Consider the following 22461-nt stretch of genomic DNA (forward strand, 5'->3'; position numbering starts at 1 on the left):
GTATGCTTACGTAGAATACTCGGCATCGAATATGGAGTGAACTTGGAAAGTACGGTTCGCGTGTACCAATAACGTACACTTGCGCTTCCGCCTTTCTCAAGTAGCGCTCCATCTTCTTGGTTTTGAAAGCCCGCTTTTTGAACCTTCATTTTTATAGGTAGTTCAAAATGCTATACCCATATAAATATTACACAAGCCAACCTGACAGCTATTTGCTGTAAGGTTGGCTTTTTATATGGTGCAACATTTTGTATTTCCCTATCGTTTAATTGGTAATTACTACCTATAAAAGATAATTGGGAGGGCATAATGAAGCGATCAATCATTATTATTAGCTTAGTGCTACTCATATTACTCGTCGGATGTTCGAAGCAATCAAACCTTAATCATAGTACACAAGAGTACTTAACCGAGAATTCATCAAGAGAAAGAAGTTTGGCACAGAAAATTGCTTGGGAAAATCTTTCAGAAGAAGAAGTCAAATCAATTCTGCCATGGACACATGCTACTATTGGGAAAGTGGAAAACTCAAAGATACCTCATCATATAAGAAGTAACAATCCATCAAATGTATACAAAGTCACTTATGCCACTGTAAAAGATGAACTGTTAGGACCGATTGGTATTTACGTAGATATGGATGCATCAGAAATTGTAGGTTATGACCTCAGGCATTAAGCCCATATAAAAGAAAAGATGAGTAGTCTAATGACTACTCATCTTTTTCATCTTCCTCTTCTAAAGCAGCAAGTTCAGCTTGCAGAGCTGCAATTCGCTTCTCTTCAAGATATTGCGCAGTTGCCGCGTCACGAGCACGGCCTTTATCTTTCAATCGCTCAATGGCAGGCTGAATAAGCAAATCAACTTCTTTTTGCACCGTATAGGATAGATCATGGCGCATTTGCGATTCAAGATACGATCCTACCTCCATTAATGCGTTATAACGATCTAACTCATCGCGAGTTAATAACCCTCTAACTTGCACACTACAATGTCTCATTATAGGAACTTTCCTTTTTTCAGCACAAGTGGCACGCCACCGATAATAAATAAGTAACGAATATCTATCATTTTTTTCAACCAAGCAGCTTTACGTCCTCTGTACTTTTTACCGAATGCTAGGCCAATCGCTTCTCCTTTTCCAAGTGAAGCAACCGTACCTTTATTGCTGAATTCGAAAGTTTTCATGTTCTGATTACGAATCGAAGCTACAAGATTATGTGCACAGACAACACCTTGTTGCATAGCAATTTGTGCTGTTGGTGGATAAGGACGACCTTCCTCATTGAACATTAATGAATTGTCTCCAAGTACGTAAATATTTTCTGTACCAGGGCTACGTAAATATTCATCCACCTTCACGCGACCACGCATCGTATCGAAGCCAGCCTCTTCAATTAGACGATTACCACGAATACCACCAGTCCATATAACCGTTGCAGACTTGATTTCTTCGCCTTCGCCAACGACTACACCTTCTGATGTGCACTCTTTAATAGCTGTACCAATTCGGAATGTAACACCCTTTTTACGAAGCACTTCCATGCCATACTCAACTAATTCAGGATCAAATCCAGGTAATGCAGTTGGAGCTGCTTCTATATTGTATATTTTCACAAGTGTAGGGTCTACATCATAAAATTTACATAGTTCAGGTATACGATCAGATAGTTCACCTACAAATTCGATTCCAGTAAATCCAGCACCACCAACGACAAAAGTCAAGTAATCAAGGCGATGTGGTTCACGTTTGTAACGAGCAAATTGATATTCAATATGCTCACGAATGAGGCGAACAGAATTGATACTACGAATATTCATCGCATTCTCAGCTAGACCAGGAATACCAAATGTTTCTGGTTCTCCACCAAGACCGATAACTAAGTAGTCATATGAAAGTGTGCCATCCTCCAAAATAACTTTTTTATCTTGAGGTCGAATTTGCACAACTGTAGATTTTACGAAATCAATTTTGAATTCATCTATTAATCGAGAAATATTCACTCGCGCATTTTCAGGTTTATCCGTTCCTGCTGCAGGCATGTGCAGATGCGTCGTGAAATAGTGATAGTCATGTTTATTGACAAGTGTAACATCAGCTTCATTATAATTAAGCTCTTTTTGTAGACGTAACGCAGTAAGGATACCACCATATCCTGCACCGAGGATTACAATTTTCGGTATGTTACTCATCGTAGAATCCCATCCATTCCATTATCTGTATTTAGTATGCTCCATTATATGTGCATGTTCGACATATTCTCTTTATATGGTGTCGACATCAATTAACTAATAGTTCTATCTTATGATTAACATAAGCTTAGTCTTCCACATATGTAAAAAATAACACAGTCTTGTGTTGTGTTATGAAAAAATCATATATAGGTAAAAGCTAACTCTTTGCGCATTTATTTTTTATTTACAACGCATGATATAAGAGCTATTATGCTTCTAATTGTTATATACATCAGACATATTACAGAGTTTCATAACAATTTTCAAGAGAACATTATACGAAAAAGTTCGGCATAGTGCACAATTTCATAAAGTTGATTTTTGCATAACCTCATTCCTTTATTCGCGAAATTTGCTTATAATAAGAAAGAATATGAAAAATAGATATTTGGAGGTAAATCATGACTAATACAACAAGTCAAACAGATGCAGTAGATATATTGATAATCGGCGGTGGTCCTGCTGGTATGTTTGCCGCTTTTTACGGTGGTATGCGTCACGCATCTGTGAAAATAATTGAAAGTATGCCTCAGTTAGGTGGTCAATTGGCTGCACTATATCCTGAGAAATACATCTATGATATTGCAGGGTTTCCTAAAGTAACTGCTCAAGAAATCGTTGATCGTCTTAAAGAACAACTTTCACTATTTGAGCAAGAAATTTGTTTAGAAGAAAAAGTTACGAATGTGAAGAAGCTTGATGAGCGTCTTTTCGAGGTAACTACTGATTGTGGAACACATTTAGCTAAATCAGTAATTATTACAGCTGGTGTAGGTGCATTCTCTCCTCGCCGCCTTGAGCTTGATAATGCGATGAAGTTCGAAAAAACGAACTTGCATTATTTCGTTGGAGATCTTCAACGCTTCAAAGATCAAAACGTACTTATCAGCGGTGGCGGTGATTCCGCAGTTGACTGGTCTCTAATGCTTGAGCCAATCGCAAAAAGTGTAACGCTTGTTCACCGTCGTGATAAATTCAGAGCACATGAACATAGTGTAGAACAATTAATGAACTCATCTGTTAAAATAATTACTCCTACTGAAATTACTGCTCTTACAGGTGACGACAGCATTACAAGCGTAACGCTAACAGATGTGAAAACTAACGAAACGACTGAAATTCCAGTTGATGCAGTCATTGTTAACTTTGGTTTCATTTCTGCACTAGGACCGATTGCTGAGTGGGGTATCGAAATCGAAAAAGGATCAATTATTGTCGATACTCGTATGGAAACTAATATTCCAGGTATTTTCGCAGCAGGAGATATTACAACTTATCCAGGTAAGTTAAAACTTATTGCTGTTGGCTTTGGTGAAGCTCCAACTGCGATTAACAATGCAAAAGTATATGTTGATCCTACTGCTAAGCTTTCTCCAGGTCATAGTAGTAATATGAAATTATAAACAAAAGATCGCAGTTTCCACTTTCGTAGAAACTGCGATCTCATAAATAGGTAATCTATAGTTATCTATTTGGCTTACATACCAACAAGATGTAGTAAAAAGTATAATTAGAACGAAGAAAAGGTATATTTATTGCTACGCTGTATATTGTTTTTCTGGAAGTATAATTCCTCGTAGTTCCAGTTCAAGTACAAGCATTTGAATAAACTCACGGTCACATTGATAGTGTAACGCTTGAAGATACGTATCAATCAATAATTCATTTGAAAGCAATTTCACTAAAACCACCTCCCATAATTTGGATCAAATTCATCCTACCATTTCATTCCATATCCGACAATAGTCGCTATTATTAACAATATATTGTGGATAGGTTGTTGATTATTTGTGCATATCAGTCAAATTACCCCTATTCTCGCATGGGATAATGTGGATACAGTTATCCACAACCTACTAAACTAGTAATTCCATAAAAAACTTTAATAGATATTAATTTTTCATTAGTTTTTTATATCAGTCTATTAATCTACTAATTAGGACTCGTATTCACTTCGAAGATCCATATTTTACCGTTTTTATCAATGCCATAATCATAGCCAAGATGCGTTATACCGGGAAATCGTTGTTCTAGTACATACGTACACAACCGAGTAAGTTGCTTCATCTCCTCTATTGTATGGGATACTGCTCCCGCTCCTAATGTTCGTCTTATAGCCGTATTGCAATGAAGTACACGTCCCCCTTTACTAATATTAGTAATAGAAAGTCCAGGACGTGCTACCCTACCCAGTATTATTCGATACCTCCACATTCCCTTATCTAACACATATTTTACCCGATAATCTACTGGTGATCCGTCAATTCGTAGTAAGTCAATCCCTTGCTGAATAATATAAGCGCGTTTCATTTTACTACTCGCTAAACCTCTCAATAATGCTTCGTAACTAGTAACTTTATACTTTTTACTGTTTACTTTATAAGAATATCCACCATCTATTTTACTTACTTGAATAACACCATTACCTAAACTACCTTTGATCGGTTTCACAAAAACCATATTATATCTATTTAACATTTCTATTAAATTTGAATCATTATAAGTTTTAGTATGTGGAATATGAGGTGCAATTTGTGGGTGAGCCTCTAATGCATTTTGCTTTAATACTTTGCTCGATACTTTGCGACCTGGATGCCATGTCATGGTACATCCATCTCCTTTCGAGTCTATTAGACTATTGTTTATCTATTACTAAGCTATTGTATGTCAATCTTTCTATTATTCTTGTGCAGATGTACCGCTTTATAGATAGAATTATAGAATTTCACAAAAAAAACGTATGTATAGGTTGTACATTCCGCTCTAAAGGAATGATATACCTTATATACATACGTCTCTTCATTTATTGTTGCTGTTCAAGTGCTGCCTTTAGCTTATCAGCTAGACTATTTCCTATCGATGGCTGCTCTTGATTATATTGCTTCATTAAGCGCTGTGTTTCCTGTTTATTCATTTTCCCACTAGCTTTATCATCTAGCTTTTCAATGACATTACAAGGACGACATTGTGCATATTTCCCAGCCTTACCGTCATGTAGCTCCATTTTTTTACGGCATTGCGGACAACGCTTATTAATTTTCATCGGTTCAGCATGACGCTTGTAAGAACATTCACGATTAGAACAAACATAACGCTTTCCTTGCTTACCCTTCACTTCAAGTAATGGTTCACTGCAATCAGGACATTTGGAACCTGTCATATTATGAGGCTTGTACTGCTTGCTCTCGGTCTTCACCTTATTGACCCATTGCTCGGCTTGCACTCTAATCTGCTTCATAAATTGTTTCGCATCACCTTTACCACGCGAAATAGCTTCTAACTGTTGTTCCCACTGAGAAGTTAACTGTGGACTTTTCAGTTCATCAACGACAAGCTCAATCAATTGTTTACCCTTCTGAGTAGGGAATAAACTATGTCCTCTACGTTCAATGGTCTCTGTTGAAAGTAGCTTTTCAATAATATCTGCTCTTGTAGCTGGAGTACCTAGACCATGTTTTTCCATAATGGAAAGTAGCGATGCCTCCGTATAGCGTGCCGGCGGAGTAGTCATACAATCTTTCAGACTAGATGATTTCAGTTGCACTTGTTGCCCCTTTTGTAGTGCAGGCAATAAGGAAATCTCTTCTTCCTGCTCATCCCCATCTTTCGTTACCGTGTATACTGCACGCCAACCTTTATCCTTCTCAACTCGGCCTTTGGCATAGAAAGTATGTTTTCCAATGGTAAGCTCAACACTCGTCTCATCATAACGATAAGGTGCACAGAATAGTGCAATAAATCTACGGACAATGAGATCATAAAGCTTACGTTCATCTGTACTTAGATTTTGCAATTGAACAAATTGATCGGTTGGGATGATGGCATGATGATCGCTAACTTTACTATCATCTACAATTCGTTTTGTTATTTGTAATGGCTTACGTAATAAAGCTGAAGCTACTTCTCGATATGGACCAATTGCAACTCTCTCCAAACGATCTTTCAAAGTTGATGCCATGTCGCTAGTCAAATGTCTGGAATCGGTACGTGGATACGTTACCAGCTTATGCTGCTCGTATAACTTTTGTAAGACGTTAGAAGTTTGCTTGGCTGAGAAGCCTAGTTTTTTGTTCGCATCTCGTTGTAGTTCTGTAAGATCATAGGCAAGTGGGTGTAGTTCTTGCTTTTCCGTAACTTTCACATGACTTACTTGAGCAGTTTTCGCGTCCTTCACTGCACGCAATTGTTGATCCGCTTCATCTTTATCCCATAACTTCCCATCATGCCCATGGTTGGCTCTCCAAGTCGCAGTAAAGCCTGTCGCCCCCGTTTGTAATAACCAATACGGTTTCGCTTGGAAACCTGTTATTTCTTGCTCTCGCTCCATCAGAATTGACAGTGTAGGCGTCTGAACTCGTCCTGCTGCTAGTTGCGCATTGTATTTGCATGTCAGTGCACGAGTCATATTCAGTCCGATAATCCAATCTGCCTCTGCTCGGCAAACAGCGGATTTATATAGATCATTATATTGTGAACCCGGCTTCAAATTGCGGAAACCTTCTTTAATTGCTTGATCCGTTTGTGAAGAAATCCATAGACGTGAGAAAGGCTTTTTCCAATGAATAAGTTCCATAATCCAGCGGGCAACTAATTCCCCTTCACGTCCAGCGTCAGTAGCGACAACTAATTGTGATAGATCATTACGTTTACTTAACGCTTGAATTGCTTTGAATTGATGCGAGGTTTCTTTCATTACACGAATATTCATCTTAGCAGGTAAGAGAGGTAGATCCTCTAATGCCCATGTTTTATATTTTTTATCATATGCTTCTGGTTCAGCTAACTCAACCAGATGACCCAATGCCCAAGTTACGACATAATTAGGTCCTTCCATATAGTTCTTATGTTTCGTTGTGCATCCAAGAACACGAGCAATTTCCTTTGCTACACTTGGTTTTTCTGCTAATACTAGTGATTTCATTTCCCTATTGCTCCAATCTATTAACATATGGTCACAACATAACATACATCGGAAATTCAATCAATCTATAGAGTGAGTAGCACAGCGTACGTTATTGATACGCGGGCACCTACAATGTTTCTGCAAGAAACATACTTCGAAAGCTTTAGCTTGGCTTTCGATGGAGCGAATCTTCGCCACTGACTAAGCTACAACGCATTACCGCGTAATCACAAGCCAGAATTTTGAACATCATCTAGACAAGCACCTAATTTTTGTGGGGCAGATTAACTACCTTCTAGGTATATATCGGAGTCAAACTAGGTAGTAGACGTATATATTACTAATAGGATTTTAACTAACTAAAGAAAGTAGTGAATGCAGTGCAACATGGATCAGCAAGGCGATCATCACGACGGTTGCTGGCCATATCAGACATTCATGGACAAAGACAAGGATTTCTATCCTTACTAGAAGCTGCACATTACGATCCGAATAAGGATCAGCTTGTAATATTAGGTGATTATATTGAAGCGGGCGAGCCAATTACATGGCGATTGATCGATCTTGTTCACCAACTAGTAGACAAAGGTGCAATTGCTTTACCAGGTAATCATGAACTGAAACTAGCTACATTAAGACGTGGTAGTACGGCACATCGCTTGCGCTATTTGCGCTTCATAAGGCAACTGCCTAGTTATCATATGGAGAATGGCTATTTGTTCGTTCATGCTGGGGTTCGACCTGGTTTACAGCTCCAATTGCATCCGTTACGTGAGTTAACCGAGATTAGAGAGTCGTTTACTCGACATCCACTTTCGACACTCCGCACCAAGCTTGATTCTGATGCTGGTGGTACTGCTGGACAACGAATCGTATTTGGTCATACACCCACATTCAAATTAGGGGTTAACCCTGGCTCATTGTTCGTTGATGAATGTAGAATCGGCATTGATACCGGAGCGAAGCATGGCTATAAACTTTCATTAGTTGATCTGACTAATGGACTTTGTTATAGCTGTTCGACGAATGAGGATTATCGTGCGAGTGATGTTCACGTTTATCATGTACCGAGTGTCCGTAATCGCTAATCATACCAATACAGGAATCTGCTTTGTCATATCTGATTGGTCTCTTTCATTACAGTTCCTCCTCAAATAGGAATACTAATAGGGTATCACCCTGTTAAGCGCATCGTTGTGCTTAACAGGGTGATACCCTCATTTTTTGTCACGCATTCTTTAGCCCTTGCTTGCACCTGAGGTCAATCCTTCTACTAAAAAGCGTTGCAAAAATATAAACAGTAGTGTGACTGGTAAAGCAACTAACACTGCACCTGCTGCAAATAAAGTGAATTCCGTCGAATTACGCTGATTCACCATACGGAACAAACCTACGGCAAGTGTTCTTTGTTCCTCTGTACGCAGAATGAGATCCGCAAATATAAAATCGACAAAGCAACCATTAAAAATCATTAGACTTGCATAGGTTAACATTGGCTTAGACAAAGGAATCATAATAGAAACAAACATTTTTATATGGCTGGCCCCATCTATTCGTGCAGCATCCTCAATACTTTTCGGTATTGTATCAAAGAATCCTTTAGCGACAAACATATTGGTAATAATAGCACCACTGCTGTATACAAGTACAAGTGCCCCATGCGAATTAAGCAATCCCATCGTATTAAGTAGCACGTATATCGCGATCATTGCCATAAAACCAGGAAACATTTGCAGTACCAGCATAGTTGTAAGGGCCGTTTTTCTGCCCTTAAAGCGATATCTTGAGATCGTATATGCTGAGATAAGTAGCAACAACGTTCCAAGCAAGGTAGAGAATATCGCTACTTTTAAAGTATTCATAAACCAAAGAGGATAACTTGTGTTACTGAATAAGTTTCTGTAGTGCTCTAAGGTCATTTCGCGAGGAATCAATGTATCACTGAACAAGCTGTTTCCAGTCTTCAACGAAGACATCACAATCCAAAAAGCCGGAAACAAACTAATTACGCTCATCAGTATAAGCAATGTATAACTTAATCCTGCTTTCGCCCTGATCGAAGCTATTGATTTCATGATAACATATCCTCCTCTTTATAGGATTTGGTTCTTCTATAGCTCCAAATTGAAACAGAAGCAACCAGTACGAAGATGACGATACCGATAACTGATGCGAAGCTATATTGAGATTGATTAAGTGCTAGCTTGAATAACCATGTAACGAGCAAATCGGTATGCCCTGCATACTGATAATTAACATTGACTGGATCACCATTCGTTAGTAAATAGATAACATTAAAGCTGTTAATATTACCTGCAAATTGCATAATGAGTACAGGTGCAGTAGCAAATAATACCATTGGTAATGTAATTAAGCGGAATTTTTGTAAGGACCCTGCTCCATCAACCTCTGCCGCTTCATACAGGTCACGAGGAATTGTAGTCAAAATACCAATAGCCAATATCATTGTTACCGGAATACCAAGCCACATATTACAGATAATTACGGTAACTTTAGCCCAAAATGGATCAGTTAACCAAGGTAAACCCTCGAGTCCTATATTCTGCAAATAACCATTAATAGGTCCAAACTGATTGTTGAACATATTACGCATAACGAGTAATGAAATCATACTTGGAATAGCAAAAGGAACAATCAATAGTGTACGCCACAATTTTTTGAAGCGGATGGTAGGTTGTTGAATAAGGACCGCCGTAAACACCCCACCTACATAGGTCGTCAAAGTTGCTATAATCGCCCATATTAATGTCCAACTAAGCACTCCTCCAAATGTTTTGCTCCATACGTCCAAGTTGAGCATTTTAACAAAATTGTCAAACCCAACCCAATCAACCAAATTTGCAGGAGGCAATATCGGATCTGCATAATTCGTAAAAGCAAGTAGAATAGAGAATATAATAGGAAGAATACTTAAAAACAAAACCGAAATCGCAGGAACAAACAATATAACGTAAGCAAAATGCTTTCGATTCACTTCCTGCAATGACTGTACAAAATGATTTGGCGTGTGCCCCTGGTCGCGTAGCAAGCCGACCAAGTAAGCATCTCGAACATTCAAAACATAGATCGTAAGAAATACAAGTAATCCACATAATGCCATAAGTCCGTCAATCATCATGAAAATGGAGTGATCTCCTGCTACTAATTGAGTAAGCTTCCCTACCTTAGCCATACGGCTGGGCTCAGTGCCGAGTGTAATTAATCCTTTCAAGTAATCCATTAAGTGAAATAGGATGCCATAAAGAGCAGCGGTGTGCAGGCTGATTAACAACAATCCCTTTATGAACTGTCGATTATAAATCTGTCCGACGCCCATAAATAGAATAGACAGTATACTAGCTCCCGTTTTTTTCTGCATGAAACCAACCACCTATTTATTATTTCGAGTCAATATCAGTTTTTATCGTTTTAACAGTTTGATCGAGCAATTGCTTCACATCTTTGCTATTATCATCCCATGCTGCAATGAATACAGCTTTCAACGGCTCCCATACGGAGTTAATTTCGGATACAGATGGCATAGGAATTGAATATTGGAACTGTTCAAAGAATCCGCTAATTATTGGATCATTTTTGATCGCTGGATCCTCACCCGCTTCAATATTGGCTGGAATTGCTCCTGTCATCTCAAAATTTTTCAATTGATTTTCTTTGTTGCTTGCAAAACTCGCAAATAATCTCGCCGCAATAGGATAGCTAGAATACGAATTAACATAATAGGATTTCACTCCTGAGAATGACGTTGAAGGATTACCGTCAGGTGTTTTAGGCAGCGGAACTACACCAAGATTAACCTGATCCTTGAATGCTGCAATTGACCATGGACCGTCTATGTTAAACGCTAGCTTTCCTTCCTGGAATAATTGTGCCTTTACATCATAGGTAACATCTCCTGCATTCATAGGAAGAATTGGCTTAAGACTTTGTAGAAATTCAAAACCTTTAACTGTCCCTTCATTATTCAACCCAATATCACTTACATCTGTATTCTCATCCCCAAAGACATATCCTCCGAAGCTACCAATGAATGGATAAGAGTAATACCCTACAAACTCCCACATAATTGCATACTTATTTTGCTTTGGATCATTATAAGTATTTGCAAAATCCACGACTTCCTGCCATGTTGTAGGCGGGTTTGTCACTAAATCCTTATTGTAGAATAGTGCATATGTTTCTACTGACTTGGGATATCCATAAAGTACGCCTTCATAGGAAGAAGCTTTAATAGCTGCATCAACCATAGTGTTACGAGTTTCCTCCTCGTATAAATCATTGGGCAGAATCAAACCCGCCTTAACTGCCAATCCGATTTGATCATGCGGCAGTGTTAATACATCGCCGGCTAATTTGGAAGGACCATCAGTTGCCAAACGACCACCTTGATCTCCTCCCGCTACCTCTTCAAGTGTTACAGGAATTCCATACTCTGCTTCAAATGATGCAGCCAACTCTTGCATATAAGGCATTTGCTCTTTAGACTCCCAAACCACTAGCTTGGCTCCTTCTTCTGGCTTAATCTCCTCATCAACATTTGAGTTTGAATTTGAATTACTTTGTTCATTGTTCGTTTGAACATTGCCACCTTGGTTAACTGGTGGATTGTTACCATTTTGACTACAAGCTGTTAACATCATAGCTAACACTAGAATTAGCATAGCTGAACCCCATAATTTCCCTTTAGACTTCTTTTGCATAACCCATCTCTCCTTAATCTGAAATATAGTTGTAAAAACTTTACCTCGTCCAAATACAAAAAGGGCACAACCCTCTTTGCACTAAGTGCCGAGGTTGTACCCGTAATAGGTATCATTGCCTTTAGATTATTATCTAGCAACTAATCTTTTTGTCTTAGGCAAATCATACAGTAACCATAAAAGCGTTTGCAAACGTCGTTTTCAACTAAATTAAGTCAAAAATAGATGTATTTTCTATAAAACATCGCTTATTCTTTCTGTAGCTCTTCCTTTCTTCATATTCATTGATTTTCTATTTTTTTCTATTTTCGTTATTGTTTTTTATTTCAGTACTATGCTACAATATAGAAAATTTAAAGGCAATGTAACTTTCGGGTTCAACCTCTGTTCTAATGGGGTTGAACCTTTTTATTGTTACATGGCTAATTACTACGAATCGACATCAATATCCACATGGATAAACTAGTTTCTGACAATATATTTAACTATTGGCAGGCTACCAATCAAGTAGGAACAATAAAAGAGTATCTTTCTTGTACACCATCATGTATACAAAGTAAGATACCCTTTATTACCTTCATTATTATCGTAGTTCTTCCCTTGCTTGCCCCACACATATATCAAAGCGTAGAGAACTAATCGCTAGTGAAAAAGCGATAGCGGTCGTTTTTGTCCTCGGATTTATACCGCTATTACCATTACGATAAATCCGAGGACAACGGCGATTGGAACAGGGATTAGTTCTCGGAGTGGACTCCGATTGGAACAGCGACTTGTTCTCGGAGCGGACTCCTAATTAGTAACAGTAATTGATCCTTTTCGAATACTAGATAAATAGCTTCGACTGGCAAATAAGAAGTAAATCCCTTGCATAACAATGTATATTCCAAATACAACGAAAGAATATATCCAATTCGATGATTCTAATATGCTATCCAACGCAAACATTGCAAATAATGCATGAGAAATACCAACGACACAAGGCAAGAAGAAGATGATACCAATTTGGGTGATGACAACTTTTCTCATTTCCTTATATGTCACACCTATTCTACTTAAACTTTTGAACATCGTAATGTCTTCATCGCGCTCAGTAAATAATTTGAAGTAGATTAATGATCCTGCAGCGATAAAGAACAATAAACTAATGAACAACCCAATAAAAATAGTCAATGACATCGTCTGTGTATATTCAACGTAATAAATAATTTTATTCATATCTAATTTTTCATCAGTATCATTCGTATCCGCTTGAATCTTTTCTACGAGTGGTAACGCTTTTTTCCAGTTAGAGATTTCTATCCCATGAAACACAATGCGGTCTTGATCAGTACTTTGTTGATCCCATGTCGAATAGAGTTCATCTGGGACAACAATAGTTTCTCTATATTGAATTGCATGATTATTCATTAATGTTTCTTCATTCATTTTAGTAATTTCATACTCAATCGTTTCACCATTAATTTGTCCTACTAGTTTAGCTTCATGTGAATCAATATAACTTACACTAATATTTACAGCAGCCAGTTCATTCTCATCAAGATCTTTTATTTGATTCTCTTTTGAAGCATATTGATTATAGGTAGAGAGTGGGATCATGATCGCATCATAAAACCTCTCCGATTCTTCGCGTGATCCTAAAATAACGTTACTATTATGAAATGCAAGCGAGAAATTACGTAATAGTAATCCTTCCATCGTTGCCTTTTTCTCAATAAGATGCTTAGATTGTTCCACTACTTCTTCCATATATGCTTCTGTAGTAACAGGATTAGCGTCATTTTTCTGCTCTGTCCAAGCTATAGAATATGGTCTTCCATAACCATATTGCTCTTTGCCAAGTAGTTGCATAATATAAATTGTACCCATCGCCGTCATAACTACTGCACTTAGTATTGTAATCGTAAATAGAATACGTGCGTTATCTTTAATTTTATATCCGAGTTGGCCAATAATAAGCATATTGGATTTATTGTAGTAGAGATTACGATTTTTTTTCAATAGTTGTAAAAACACAATGCTAAGTTGTGAGTACAAGAAGTAGGTTCCTGCTACTACGAGAATTACAACCGGTAAAGCAACGACAATAAATGTCTCGATCGTCATCGTTGCGGCAAGACCATAGCCCCCCACGATACATATAGCGCCAAGTATGACTTGCCACATTGAATATTTCAACTGTCCTTTTGGCTTTTTATGAGCATGTAATAAGTCGATAATTTGCCCTTTACCCATGCGAAGTGTCGCATATAATGTAATAACAAAGAAAATACCTACGAATATGCTAACCGTAACTACTACCGCGCTTAATGGAATAGCAAAGCTAATATTTTCTTTCAAGTGTAATAATGAACCCAGTGCAAGGAAGAACAATTTGCTACAGAGAATACCAACTGCAATCCCTACTCCAGTGGATAGCACTCCAATAACCATGTTTTCAATAAAAACAAGCTTTCGCAACTGACGCTTCGTCATACCAAATAAGGAGAATAGACCGAATTCTTTTTTACGAGTTTTCAAAAATGATGTACTTGAATAGAGAATGAAAATAAAACTGAACATAGCTATAATATACAAGCAGAATTTCATACCCGATTTCACTTTTGAAGCTGCTGCTATATATCCACTAGTCACATCTGGATGTTGAATGAAAGCTATATAAATATAGAAAATAGCTACTGAGAAGACACTACTTAAGAAAAATGCACTATAGGAACGCCAATTTTCTTTTACATTTTTAAGCGCGAGGGAACGAAACGTCATCGAAATCGCCTCCTAGCAAACTTAATGTATCTAATATTTGTTGGAAGAAAACTTGGCGATTTGAGCCACGATAAATTTCTGTAAATGGTTTACCATCTTTAATAAAGATGATTCGTTTGCAATAGCTTGCTGAGAATGGATCATGCGTAACCATTAGAATCGTAGCATTCATATTCGTATTCATCTGTTGCAATGTATCCATTACATCCTTCGCTGACTTAGAATCTAGATTACCTGTGAGTTCATCTGCTAACAATAATGATGGCTCATGAATAATCGCTCTAGCAATCGCCGCTCTTTGTTTCTGACCACCTGATATTTCATATGTTCGCTTAGCAAGTAAATCTTCAATTTGTAGCATCTTCACAAGCGGACGCAGTCGCTCTTCAATTACTTTCGGTTTTAAGCCTTCCATAACAAGCGGAAGAATAATATTTTCTTGTACAGATAAAGCGTCTAATAAGTTAAAATCTTGAAACACAAATCCTAACTCACGGCGTCTGAATAACGCTAACTGATGATCATTTAATTTAGCTGGGTTAATCCCGTTAATTTCTAGCTGTCCACTAGTCGCCTTATCGATGGTAGCCAATATATTCAATAGAGTAGTCTTACCACTACCTGATGGCCCCATTACTCCAACAAATTCACCTTTTTCAACTTCAAGATCAAGACCTTGCAACGCAGTGTATAATACATTATTTTTTCCACCATACACTTTACTTAAGCCCTTCGTTTTCAATACGCTCATTATAATAACTCCTTTATATAAATGATAATGTTTTCGTAAATGTGTTGTTCATATGTTCATTATAATGGAGCTTTCTAATGACAGTAATCGAAGAAGCTTTCAGTATACAAAACAAACCTTACAGCTTTGTCACCTTTTATAGGTAGTTCAAAATGACCGCACGTGATCACGATGAATAAGCTTCGAAGGTTATTCGACGGCGAATATGATGGAGAAGTGCTACAGTCTATGGATCCCTGTTGATTGAATCGCTATGATGAAGGTTGCTCCTTCTCCTAGTTGCGATTCCACCGTAAGTTTATGTCCTAGACGCTGACAAACCTCTTGTGCCAAATACAGTCCCATACCCGTTGACTCTCCGATGGTTCTACCGTTTTCTCCTGTGAAAAAAGGCTGAAATACACGGCGAATATCGCTCGTTGCAATACCAATCCCTTGATCAATTACTTTTACAGTAGTGAGAGACTCTGTTTGTTCAAACTCTATAGTTAATGTCTTATTACCTGGTACTGGTTTGCTATATTTTAACGCATTACTAATGATCTGATGCATAACAAAACTGAACCATTTCTGATCTGTAGAAGCTGTAGCTTCCCCTATAATCCGAGGATAGATATTATATTGAATACAGATGCGTTTGTAACGATTAATAATATCTCTTGTTACTTCATGTAACGGAACAGATCGAACATAAAGATCAAGTTCAAGCTTGTCTACCCTTGCGGAATGCAACATCATCTCAAGTCCAGATTCTAGTCTATTGGATTCCTCTTGAATGCTAAGATATAACTCTGCTTGCTCTTGCAAATTCATTATTGATCTATGTTTAACCCCATCTTGAGCTTGTTGCATTAGCATATCGATAACCGATACTGGAGTTTTCATCTGATGAACCCATTGCAACGTAAAATGATATTGAATTTCTTGTTTTCTTCTTAAATTATCTAATTGCTCCATATACATCGATTGCTGATTAAGGAGTAGTTGCTTCATAAGCTGTTGCTCACTAGTTCGTGCATCCTGCAATAACTGAACCGCATATAGAGGATCTTCAGCAATTAATGCTTTAGATAATGATTCATAGTATGGCTTGATTCTGAAGTAATTAATAATAAGCCAACATAACAATATGACCGTAGTGAATACAATAAAGTAACTCATTGTACCCAGATCAATGTCTCCACTGGTTCTTTTCCATTCCAACATAAATAATCCTGCACCTAATAAGCATGCAAGATAATATATGAATATGTAATATTTTTGATCTGATATATACATACGTAGCATTGGAAACTTACTCTTCATATCCTAATACCCCATTCTCTCCTTACACAGAAGACTATTCGTACTATGTTAACTTGAGCATTCATTTCATATGCTCTACTGCTACACGAGCTTGAGTTTATAACCTAGACCACGAATCGTCTCGATAGCTGAAGGTAGTCCCAATTCAGCAAATTTCTTGCGGAGTCTAGTCATATTGACTGTTAAAGTATTATCATCGACGAACTGAACATCATCCCATAAAGCTTCCAACAACTTGTCCCTTGTAACAACTTCACCATAATAGGTAAAAAAGCATTCAGCAAGTAACAATTCATTTTTCGTTAGATCCACTAGCTGTTGCCCATAACTCAACTCATTACGAGAAAGCCATAGCGTCATACCTTCTATCTCAATTTTACCGATCTCTCCATCAGTATTCGAGAGTAAATTATCATCCACTAGAGCAGAATTTGTTGGAGTAATCGCATATTCGCCGTAAGCTCTTCGCAATTGACTTCTAACCTTGGCAACTAATAATTCAAGTTGCACTGGCTTCGTAATATAATCATCTCCACCATTTTCAATAGCCATAACTTGATCCATTTCACCGTCTCTAGCGGAGATAAATATGATCGGAATATTGTAATTTTTACGTACTTGCCTACACCAATAGAAACCATCGAAATACGGTAAATTAATATCTAATAACAGAATATGTGGTTGAATTAGTTCAAATTGATCCATTATATTTTTCAATTCGTTAGCGATAAACGCTTCGTAACTATATTGCTCTAACTTCGACTTTAATACTTGAGCAATTTTGGGGTCATCCTCAACAATCATAATCGAATACATCGTATAACTCCTTTTCTCATGGCCGGTTACAAAATAGAAAGACACCGCTCCGTTTGGCATAGTGAAAGTATTGAACCGTCACTATAATACAGAAGAGGTGTCCACTACATAATAGATCAAAACATATAATGAAATCAACTTTCCAATACCATCATATCATCTATCCAGTATAAGGAGATTGTTACTCTTTAATTTCTTCAAAATTCGCATCATAGAGTCGAAACATTGTTTTGTAACCAGACTCATCCACTTTAACACCCACATCAAGTCGACCAGTAATTTGAAGTGGTTTGGATGTATAACGTAGCTTCGTTCCATCCTCAACATAGACGATCATTATTTTGTTCCAATAGGTTTCATCTCCATTATCAAAGGGACATTCAGCACCAGGCTCTGGAATAAGAAGAAACCAGTTTTTATCTAAAGAGAGTATCTCACCCATGAACCCTTTTATTTGTACTGTACTTTTCGCCTCAGATAGATCCCAAAAGTCATTTGAAGGCGTATTTTGTTCTACGTTATCAAAGAAGCCATTCCAACTAATAGATTGATACTTGCTTTTCTTTGTCTCTTTTTTCGGTTCAGTATCAGGTTTTATAGGCTCAACAGTGGGAGCTTTTGTCGGTTCAGGCTTTACTTTATCACTAGGTTGCTTATTAGTAGCTGCATGTGTGGATGTTGATTGTTGTTGTGTTGAAACTTGCTCGGTCGGCTTAGATGTTGGAATTGCTATTGGCACCGTTGGTGTTGGCAACGTGGAATCTACTTCCTTGCTCCCTTGAGGCGATGGTATAGCAGACTCTTTAACGTTAATCTCATTAAGATCGGTCTGAGGTTCCAATTGTTGCTCTGGAACCAGCTTTTCTGAATCATTATGTTTCAAAAGTATTGGTATTGTTGCTATCGTATTTGCTGAGTCTACTGATTCGTCAGTTATTGTAATCCCTTCGCGAAAAGATCCCACTTGTTCCGCAGACTTCTGCTCCCCACAACCGGCAATCAGGAATAGTATAACAAGCATACATCCAATCGTTATAATCTTGCTAACACGATGATGAATCAATGAGATTCCCCCCTCTAATTACGAAACAAAGTTATCGCATCGGTGCGATAAACTTTCAATGCAGGTCCTAACGATGCAAGTAAAGCTAGAGATAATGTTGCGATAATAAGAAGCCACTCGTAGGTAGCAATCTGGAACGCCTGTAATTGCACGCCAGTTTGAATAAACAGAGAATCACTTATGACAACACCTACAATATGACCCAGTATAAGGCCCGCTATCAAACCTATTGTTGCTAACGCCATTCCTTCTGCTATCAGTGTACTCAATATGTAAACTTTAGACTTACCAATTAAGCGTAGCAATCCAACATCACGCTTCCTCTCTTGAATGGATGCTGTCAATGCTAGAAGTAGAGCTGCCATCGCAAGTAAAACACAGATAGACATGACAATCATAAGTAATTGAGAACCTGTATCCACTACATTCAATACATCTGCCACCGCTTTACTTGAATAAACAGCTTGCACATTATCCAATGTATCGAACTGTTGTTTCAAAGATTGAATACCTACCAACGATAACGGTTTAACAATAATTGAAGTTATTTCTTTAGCGCTATCATCATCATTATGAACCGCCCACGCATATTCCAATCTTGTAAATACGGTGCGATCATCAGCAGTGTTCAGCTTTGGTAATATACCCACTACTTTATAGTGAAAACTATTATGTTCATCTTTTTCATTACTTTCATGATCAAGATCAACATGTTCGACTAATCCATGAGCACCACTGAATTGATCGCCAATATGCATGCCGAGCTCCTTCGCTACTGCATATCCAACAGTAACTTCACCTAGCGCTGCATATAAATGTCCTGCTTCCAGATGACGATCCTCATATCGAGTAGCAAAATAAGCTGGAGAAACACCAACAATCGGATATCCATTATAATTATCCCCTGTTGTCAAACCATACGCTACATCAGTATGTTCACTCTTTTCTATTGTACTAAGTAGCTCTAGTGGAATATTGCCTGTTGGCACTCCTACACGATAAAAAGTGTTAAGAACTAGCTGTGAATCGCTTCCATCAGCACCAATGACTAGCTCAAATGGACCATATCCTTTTTGCGCACCATGCTCTACACTATCTTTACTTATGAGGAGAAGAACAAATAATGCTACCGTAATCATGACAGCAAATATGGTTAATGCAGACAAAAGAGAGCGATATCGCATATTGTTCCAGATATATTTCCAACCATTCATATTCTTCACCCTTTCTTCGAGAGTGCATGATGCTGTATACATAAATTAATATTGTCCATTTGAACGGTTGCAGGATACAATTGCGCTAAATGTAAATCATGTGTTACCGTCAATAGCGTCGCATTATTTTCTTCACATATATCTAGTAACAATTTCATAATAAACGCTGCTGTTTCCCAGTCCAAGCTTCCCGTCGGCTCATCTGCAAGAATTAGTGGAGGATGATTGATTAATGCACGGATAATAGCTACACGTTGTTGCTGCCCACGTGATAATTGATAAGGACGTTGATTCTGCTTCCCGGTAAGCCCCACTCGTTCAAACCATTGCTCAATCAGCTTATTATGCTCACTTCTACTCAAATTACGTTCCATAACAAGCTCGACATTCTGCTGCGCAGTGAGTGAAGGAATCAAATAAAAATCTTGAAAAACATAGCCAACCTTTCTGGCACGAAATCGATCCCGTTGCATTTCATTCATCTCACTAATAACTTCTCCAGCCACTTCAACTGTGCCTTGATCAACTGCTAATATACCCCCAATAAGATGAAGTAGTGTACTTTTCCCGCTACCACTAGGCCCAAGAAGTGCGATACGCTCACCTTTCTTCACAAACCATGAAGAGACACTAATAATGGGAAGTGCTCGTTGATGCAATTTATATGATTTTTCCAGACTGTTAACTAAGATCATATTTTCCATTACGATATAACTCTCCTCTCTCTGTTGTGAAAATGGACAGGAGAGCAATGCTCCCCTGTCCATAAGTCTTGCTTTTGAAAAAACAATTACTTCACAATGCGCTCAGATAAAGAGTCCCAAGTCATATTTTTTCCTGTAAGTTTATTGAAAGCAGCAAGTGATAAGTACAACTTGCCATTATCGAGATGACCTTGTAGTCCTGTATTTGTTCCGTTAAGGTTAACTTCGAGTTTGTTAGTTTCTACTTTCATAACGTTCGTGCCACTTGTAATTGTAATTAAGTGGGCAGTAGCGTTCCATTCTACTTTTGCACCAAGTGCCTCAGCAAGAACTTTAGCTGGGTATAGAACTTCATTATCTCTTGTAATCTTGAACTTAGGATATATATATTTTGCTTGCATAGTCGTTGATGTCGCCGTAAGATCAACATCAATAATTTGTGCTGATGCTTTGGCAATTTGTGTATTATCAATTTGACCACTCACGAAATCTAAAATTGGACCATACGCCCACACACCAACATCAACTGCCGAATGACCGTGACCGCTCCAACCAATTAGTAATCTTTTGCTAATCACTTGGTTATACCCACCTTCTCTTCCATATGAAGAGCCATCTCCTGCAAGAATAATTTTTGCTTCCTCATCTGTAAGGTCAGTAATCCAAGTATTTGCTTTCACAATTTTTTTGATATCATCAATAGTTACAGCAGCATTAAGTTTACTAATAAGATATTCTGATGAATTAAGTTGCTTATCCCATAGATCTAGATTCATTTCATAAATATTATCTCGAGCTAATGATAAGCCGCCCGTCTCGTGGTCTGCAGTAATTACGACTGAAGTATTGCCATATTTTTTAGCGTAATCTAGCGCTACCTTTACTGCTGCATCAAAATCAAGAACTTCCTGTACCGTTGAAGGGAAATCATTTGCATGCGAAGCATGGTCAATACGACCTCCTTCAATCATAATTGCAAAACCATCTTCATCTTGCTCTAGAATGCTAAGTGCCTTTGATGTCATTTGCGCTAGTGATGGTATTTCAGCTGTTCGATCTAACACATAAGGTATATGAGAGCTACTGAACAAACCAAGCGCTTTACCACTGGTTGCTGATAATGATTGAAGTTCTGAAGCATTGTCTATATAGGAATAGCCCTTAGCTTCAAAATCAGTAATGATACTTTTGTCTGTTCGCTTACCTCCATCAGCTTTGCTGAGGAAGAATGAGCTACCACCACCGAATAAAACATCTACGCCACTATCCAAATATTGCGAAGCAATGGCAGATTCATTATCACGGCTGCGGACATGGGACGCATACACCGCTGGTGTAGCATGAGTAATACGAGCTGTCGTTACAAGGCCTGTCGCTTTTCCCGCTACTTCCGCTGCTTCAATAACAGAAGCGAACGGTTTCGATACATCTTCGTTAGAAACACTAATTCCAGCATTGTATGTTTTGTGACCTGTTGCAAATGCAGTTCCAGCTGAGGCAGAATCAGTAACGACTCCAGATACAATTGTGCCACCATCTTCACCACGGTCTGCGTATGTAGTGGCTTGACCAACATAAATGCTATCAAGCGTTAAATAATCGATATTCTTGTTGTACTTCAAATAATTACGAGCTGCTGAAACTTGTGCAGGACCCATTCCATCTCCAATTAATACAATAAGATTTTTGGATTTTGCACTTTCAGATGTTTGGTTGTCTGCTGCTAGAACTGGATGAATGGATAAAGTAGAGAATACGAGACAGCTTGCTAGCGCTGCTTTAATAACTTTCTTTTTCAAATTAATCCCTCCATTTGTATGTTCCTAACCAACTCATTACTTCCTTATTATCCATAACAAAAGTTAAGAGAGTATTATGAAATTATATAGGTAATGTAAATTTAAGGGGTATTAAACAAATCAAAGCTGTTGAGCGCAAAAAAAAGAGTATAATCTAATGTTCATTAGACTACACTCTTCTTCTAATTCT

19 protein-coding genes and 1 pseudogene are annotated in these 22461 nt (G+C 38.0%); 4 read left to right on the forward strand and 16 right to left on the reverse strand.

Annotated features, from left to right (window positions below; genetic code table 11):
• Window positions 1-309 precede the first annotated feature (309 nt).
• Entirely contained in the window at window positions 310-678 is a 369-nt protein-coding gene (locus NV377_RS19035) for a hypothetical protein (protein ID WP_258202390.1), read from the forward strand.
• A gap of 34 nt (window positions 679-712) precedes the next feature.
• Here the strand turns inward: NV377_RS19035 and NV377_RS19040 are convergent, their stop codons facing one another.
• Window positions 713-1000 (reverse strand): hypothetical protein, encoded by a 288-nt coding sequence (locus tag NV377_RS19040; RefSeq protein ID WP_258202391.1) that lies wholly within the window; start codon window positions 998-1000, stop codon window positions 713-715.
• Entirely contained in the window at window positions 1000-2193 is a 1194-nt protein-coding gene (locus NV377_RS19045; RefSeq protein WP_258202392.1) for an NAD(P)/FAD-dependent oxidoreductase, read from the reverse strand. Before NV377_RS19045 ends, NV377_RS19040 begins: the two co-directional genes overlap by 1 nt.
• Window positions 2194-2636: 443 nt before the next feature.
• Between NV377_RS19045 and NV377_RS19050 the strand changes: the two genes are divergently transcribed.
• Window positions 2637-3638: an NAD(P)/FAD-dependent oxidoreductase gene (locus tag NV377_RS19050; protein WP_258202393.1), complete on the forward strand. Its 1002-nt coding sequence runs from the start codon at window positions 2637-2639 to the stop codon at window positions 3636-3638.
• A gap of 135 nt (window positions 3639-3773) precedes the next feature.
• On the opposite strand, the gene sda is transcribed toward NV377_RS19050, so the two are convergent.
• On the reverse strand, window positions 3774-3917 hold the full coding sequence (gene sda, locus NV377_RS19055) for a sporulation histidine kinase inhibitor Sda (RefSeq protein ID WP_258202394.1): 144 nt from the start codon (window positions 3915-3917) through the stop codon (window positions 3774-3776).
• Window positions 3918-3947: 30 nt separating this feature from the next.
• Between sda and cas5 the strand changes: the two are divergent.
• Window positions 3948-4019 (forward strand): annotated as a pseudogene (gene cas5 / locus NV377_RS25960) (CRISPR-associated protein Cas5); the annotation flags it as partial.
• Between the two features lie 148 nt (window positions 4020-4167).
• On the opposite strand, the gene NV377_RS19060 reads toward cas5, so the two are convergent.
• Together NV377_RS19060 and NV377_RS19065 are read right to left on the reverse strand one after the other, a co-directional pair.
• On the reverse strand, window positions 4168-4839 hold the full coding sequence (locus NV377_RS19060; protein WP_258202395.1) for a YheC/YheD family protein: 672 nt from the start codon (window positions 4837-4839) through the stop codon (window positions 4168-4170).
• A gap of 199 nt (window positions 4840-5038) precedes the next feature.
• Entirely contained in the window at window positions 5039-7156 is a 2118-nt protein-coding gene (locus NV377_RS19065; RefSeq protein ID WP_258202396.1) for a DNA topoisomerase III, read from the reverse strand.
• Window positions 7157-7518: 362 nt separating this feature from the next.
• Here NV377_RS19065 and NV377_RS19070 point away from each other — a divergent pair, with 362 nt between their 5' ends.
• Window positions 7519-8226 (forward strand): metallophosphoesterase, encoded by a 708-nt coding sequence (locus NV377_RS19070; RefSeq protein ID WP_258202397.1) that lies wholly within the window; start codon window positions 7519-7521, stop codon window positions 8224-8226.
• 150 nt (window positions 8227-8376) lie between these two features.
• On the opposite strand, the gene NV377_RS19075 is transcribed toward NV377_RS19070, so the two are convergent.
• From NV377_RS19075 to NV377_RS19125, 11 genes are all read right to left on the reverse strand, one after another.
• Window positions 8377-9213, reverse strand: coding sequence for a sugar ABC transporter permease (locus NV377_RS19075; RefSeq protein ID WP_258202398.1), 837 nt, complete (start codon window positions 9211-9213; stop codon window positions 8377-8379).
• A complete protein-coding gene (locus tag NV377_RS19080) occupies window positions 9210-10517 on the reverse strand; it encodes a carbohydrate ABC transporter permease (RefSeq protein ID WP_258202399.1) in 1308 nt (435 codons plus the stop codon). Before NV377_RS19080 ends, NV377_RS19075 begins: the two co-directional genes overlap by 4 nt.
• A 19-nt stretch (window positions 10518-10536) precedes the next feature.
• Window positions 10537-11856, reverse strand: coding sequence for a sugar ABC transporter substrate-binding protein (locus NV377_RS19085; protein WP_258202400.1), 1320 nt, complete (start codon window positions 11854-11856; stop codon window positions 10537-10539).
• A gap of 792 nt (window positions 11857-12648) precedes the next feature.
• Window positions 12649-14619 (reverse strand): ABC transporter permease, encoded by a 1971-nt coding sequence (locus tag NV377_RS19090; RefSeq protein WP_258202401.1) that lies wholly within the window; start codon window positions 14617-14619, stop codon window positions 12649-12651.
• The gene (locus NV377_RS19095) at window positions 14594-15370 is read right to left on the reverse strand and encodes an ABC transporter ATP-binding protein (protein WP_258202402.1); all 777 of its coding nucleotides are present in this window, start codon (window positions 15368-15370) and stop codon (window positions 14594-14596) included. Before NV377_RS19095 ends, NV377_RS19090 begins: the two co-directional genes overlap by 26 nt.
• Window positions 15371-15589: 219 nt before the next feature.
• A complete protein-coding gene (locus NV377_RS19100; RefSeq protein ID WP_258202403.1) occupies window positions 15590-16675 on the reverse strand; it encodes a sensor histidine kinase in 1086 nt (361 codons plus the stop codon).
• 81 nt (window positions 16676-16756) lie between these two features.
• The gene (locus tag NV377_RS19105; RefSeq protein WP_258202404.1) at window positions 16757-17491 is read right to left on the reverse strand and encodes a response regulator transcription factor; all 735 of its coding nucleotides are present in this window, start codon (window positions 17489-17491) and stop codon (window positions 16757-16759) included.
• A 181-nt stretch (window positions 17492-17672) separates the two neighbouring features.
• Window positions 17673-18554: a hypothetical protein gene (locus tag NV377_RS19110; protein ID WP_258202405.1), complete on the reverse strand. Its 882-nt coding sequence runs from the start codon at window positions 18552-18554 to the stop codon at window positions 17673-17675.
• A 14-nt stretch (window positions 18555-18568) separates the two neighbouring features.
• Window positions 18569-19768 carry an ABC transporter permease gene (locus NV377_RS19115; RefSeq protein ID WP_258202406.1) on the reverse strand — a complete coding sequence of 400 codons (1200 nt, stop codon included), beginning with the start codon at window positions 19766-19768 and terminating at the stop codon, window positions 18569-18571.
• Window positions 19769-19773: 5 nt separating this feature from the next.
• Window positions 19774-20472: an ABC transporter ATP-binding protein gene (locus NV377_RS19120; protein WP_258202407.1), complete on the reverse strand. Its 699-nt coding sequence runs from the start codon at window positions 20470-20472 to the stop codon at window positions 19774-19776.
• An 86-nt stretch (window positions 20473-20558) separates the two neighbouring features.
• Entirely contained in the window at window positions 20559-22271 is a 1713-nt protein-coding gene (locus NV377_RS19125; protein WP_373425836.1) for an alkaline phosphatase, read from the reverse strand.
• Between the last annotated feature and the right edge of the window lie 190 nt (window positions 22272-22461).

The sequence above is a fragment of the Paenibacillus endoradicis genome (assembly GCF_024721975.1).

Coding starts and splice junctions, on each gene's coding strand:
- NV377_RS19100 (WP_258202403.1), bottom strand. CDS start 16,675: ATGAAGAGTAAGTTTCCAATGCTACGTATGTATATATCAGATCAAAAA.
- NV377_RS19065 (WP_258202396.1), bottom strand. CDS start 7,156: ATGAAATCACTAGTATTAGCAGAAAAACCAAGTGTAGCAAAGGAAATT.
- NV377_RS19075 (WP_258202398.1), bottom strand. CDS start 9,213: ATGAAATCAATAGCTTCGATCAGGGCGAAAGCAGGATTAAGTTATACA.
- NV377_RS19105 (WP_258202404.1), bottom strand. CDS start 17,491: ATGTATTCGATTATGATTGTTGAGGATGACCCCAAAATTGCTCAAGTA.
- NV377_RS19080 (WP_258202399.1), bottom strand. CDS start 10,517: ATGCAGAAAAAAACGGGAGCTAGTATACTGTCTATTCTATTTATGGGC.
- NV377_RS19035 (WP_258202390.1), top strand. CDS start 310: ATGAAGCGATCAATCATTATTATTAGCTTAGTGCTACTCATATTACTC.
- NV377_RS19095 (WP_258202402.1), bottom strand. CDS start 15,370: ATGAGCGTATTGAAAACGAAGGGCTTAAGTAAAGTGTATGGTGGAAAA.
- NV377_RS19115 (WP_258202406.1), bottom strand. CDS start 19,768: ATGAATGGTTGGAAATATATCTGGAACAATATGCGATATCGCTCTCTT.
- NV377_RS19045 (WP_258202392.1), bottom strand. CDS start 2,193: ATGAGTAACATACCGAAAATTGTAATCCTCGGTGCAGGATATGGTGGT.
- NV377_RS19090 (WP_258202401.1), bottom strand. CDS start 14,619: ATGACGTTTCGTTCCCTCGCGCTTAAAAATGTAAAAGAAAATTGGCGT.
- NV377_RS19120 (WP_258202407.1), bottom strand. CDS start 20,472: ATGGAAAATATGATCTTAGTTAACAGTCTGGAAAAATCATATAAATTG.
- NV377_RS19085 (WP_258202400.1), bottom strand. CDS start 11,856: ATGCAAAAGAAGTCTAAAGGGAAATTATGGGGTTCAGCTATGCTAATT.
- NV377_RS19060 (WP_258202395.1), bottom strand. CDS start 4,839: ATGACATGGCATCCAGGTCGCAAAGTATCGAGCAAAGTATTAAAGCAA.
- NV377_RS19050 (WP_258202393.1), top strand. CDS start 2,637: ATGACTAATACAACAAGTCAAACAGATGCAGTAGATATATTGATAATC.
- NV377_RS19040 (WP_258202391.1), bottom strand. CDS start 1,000: ATGAGACATTGTAGTGTGCAAGTTAGAGGGTTATTAACTCGCGATGAG.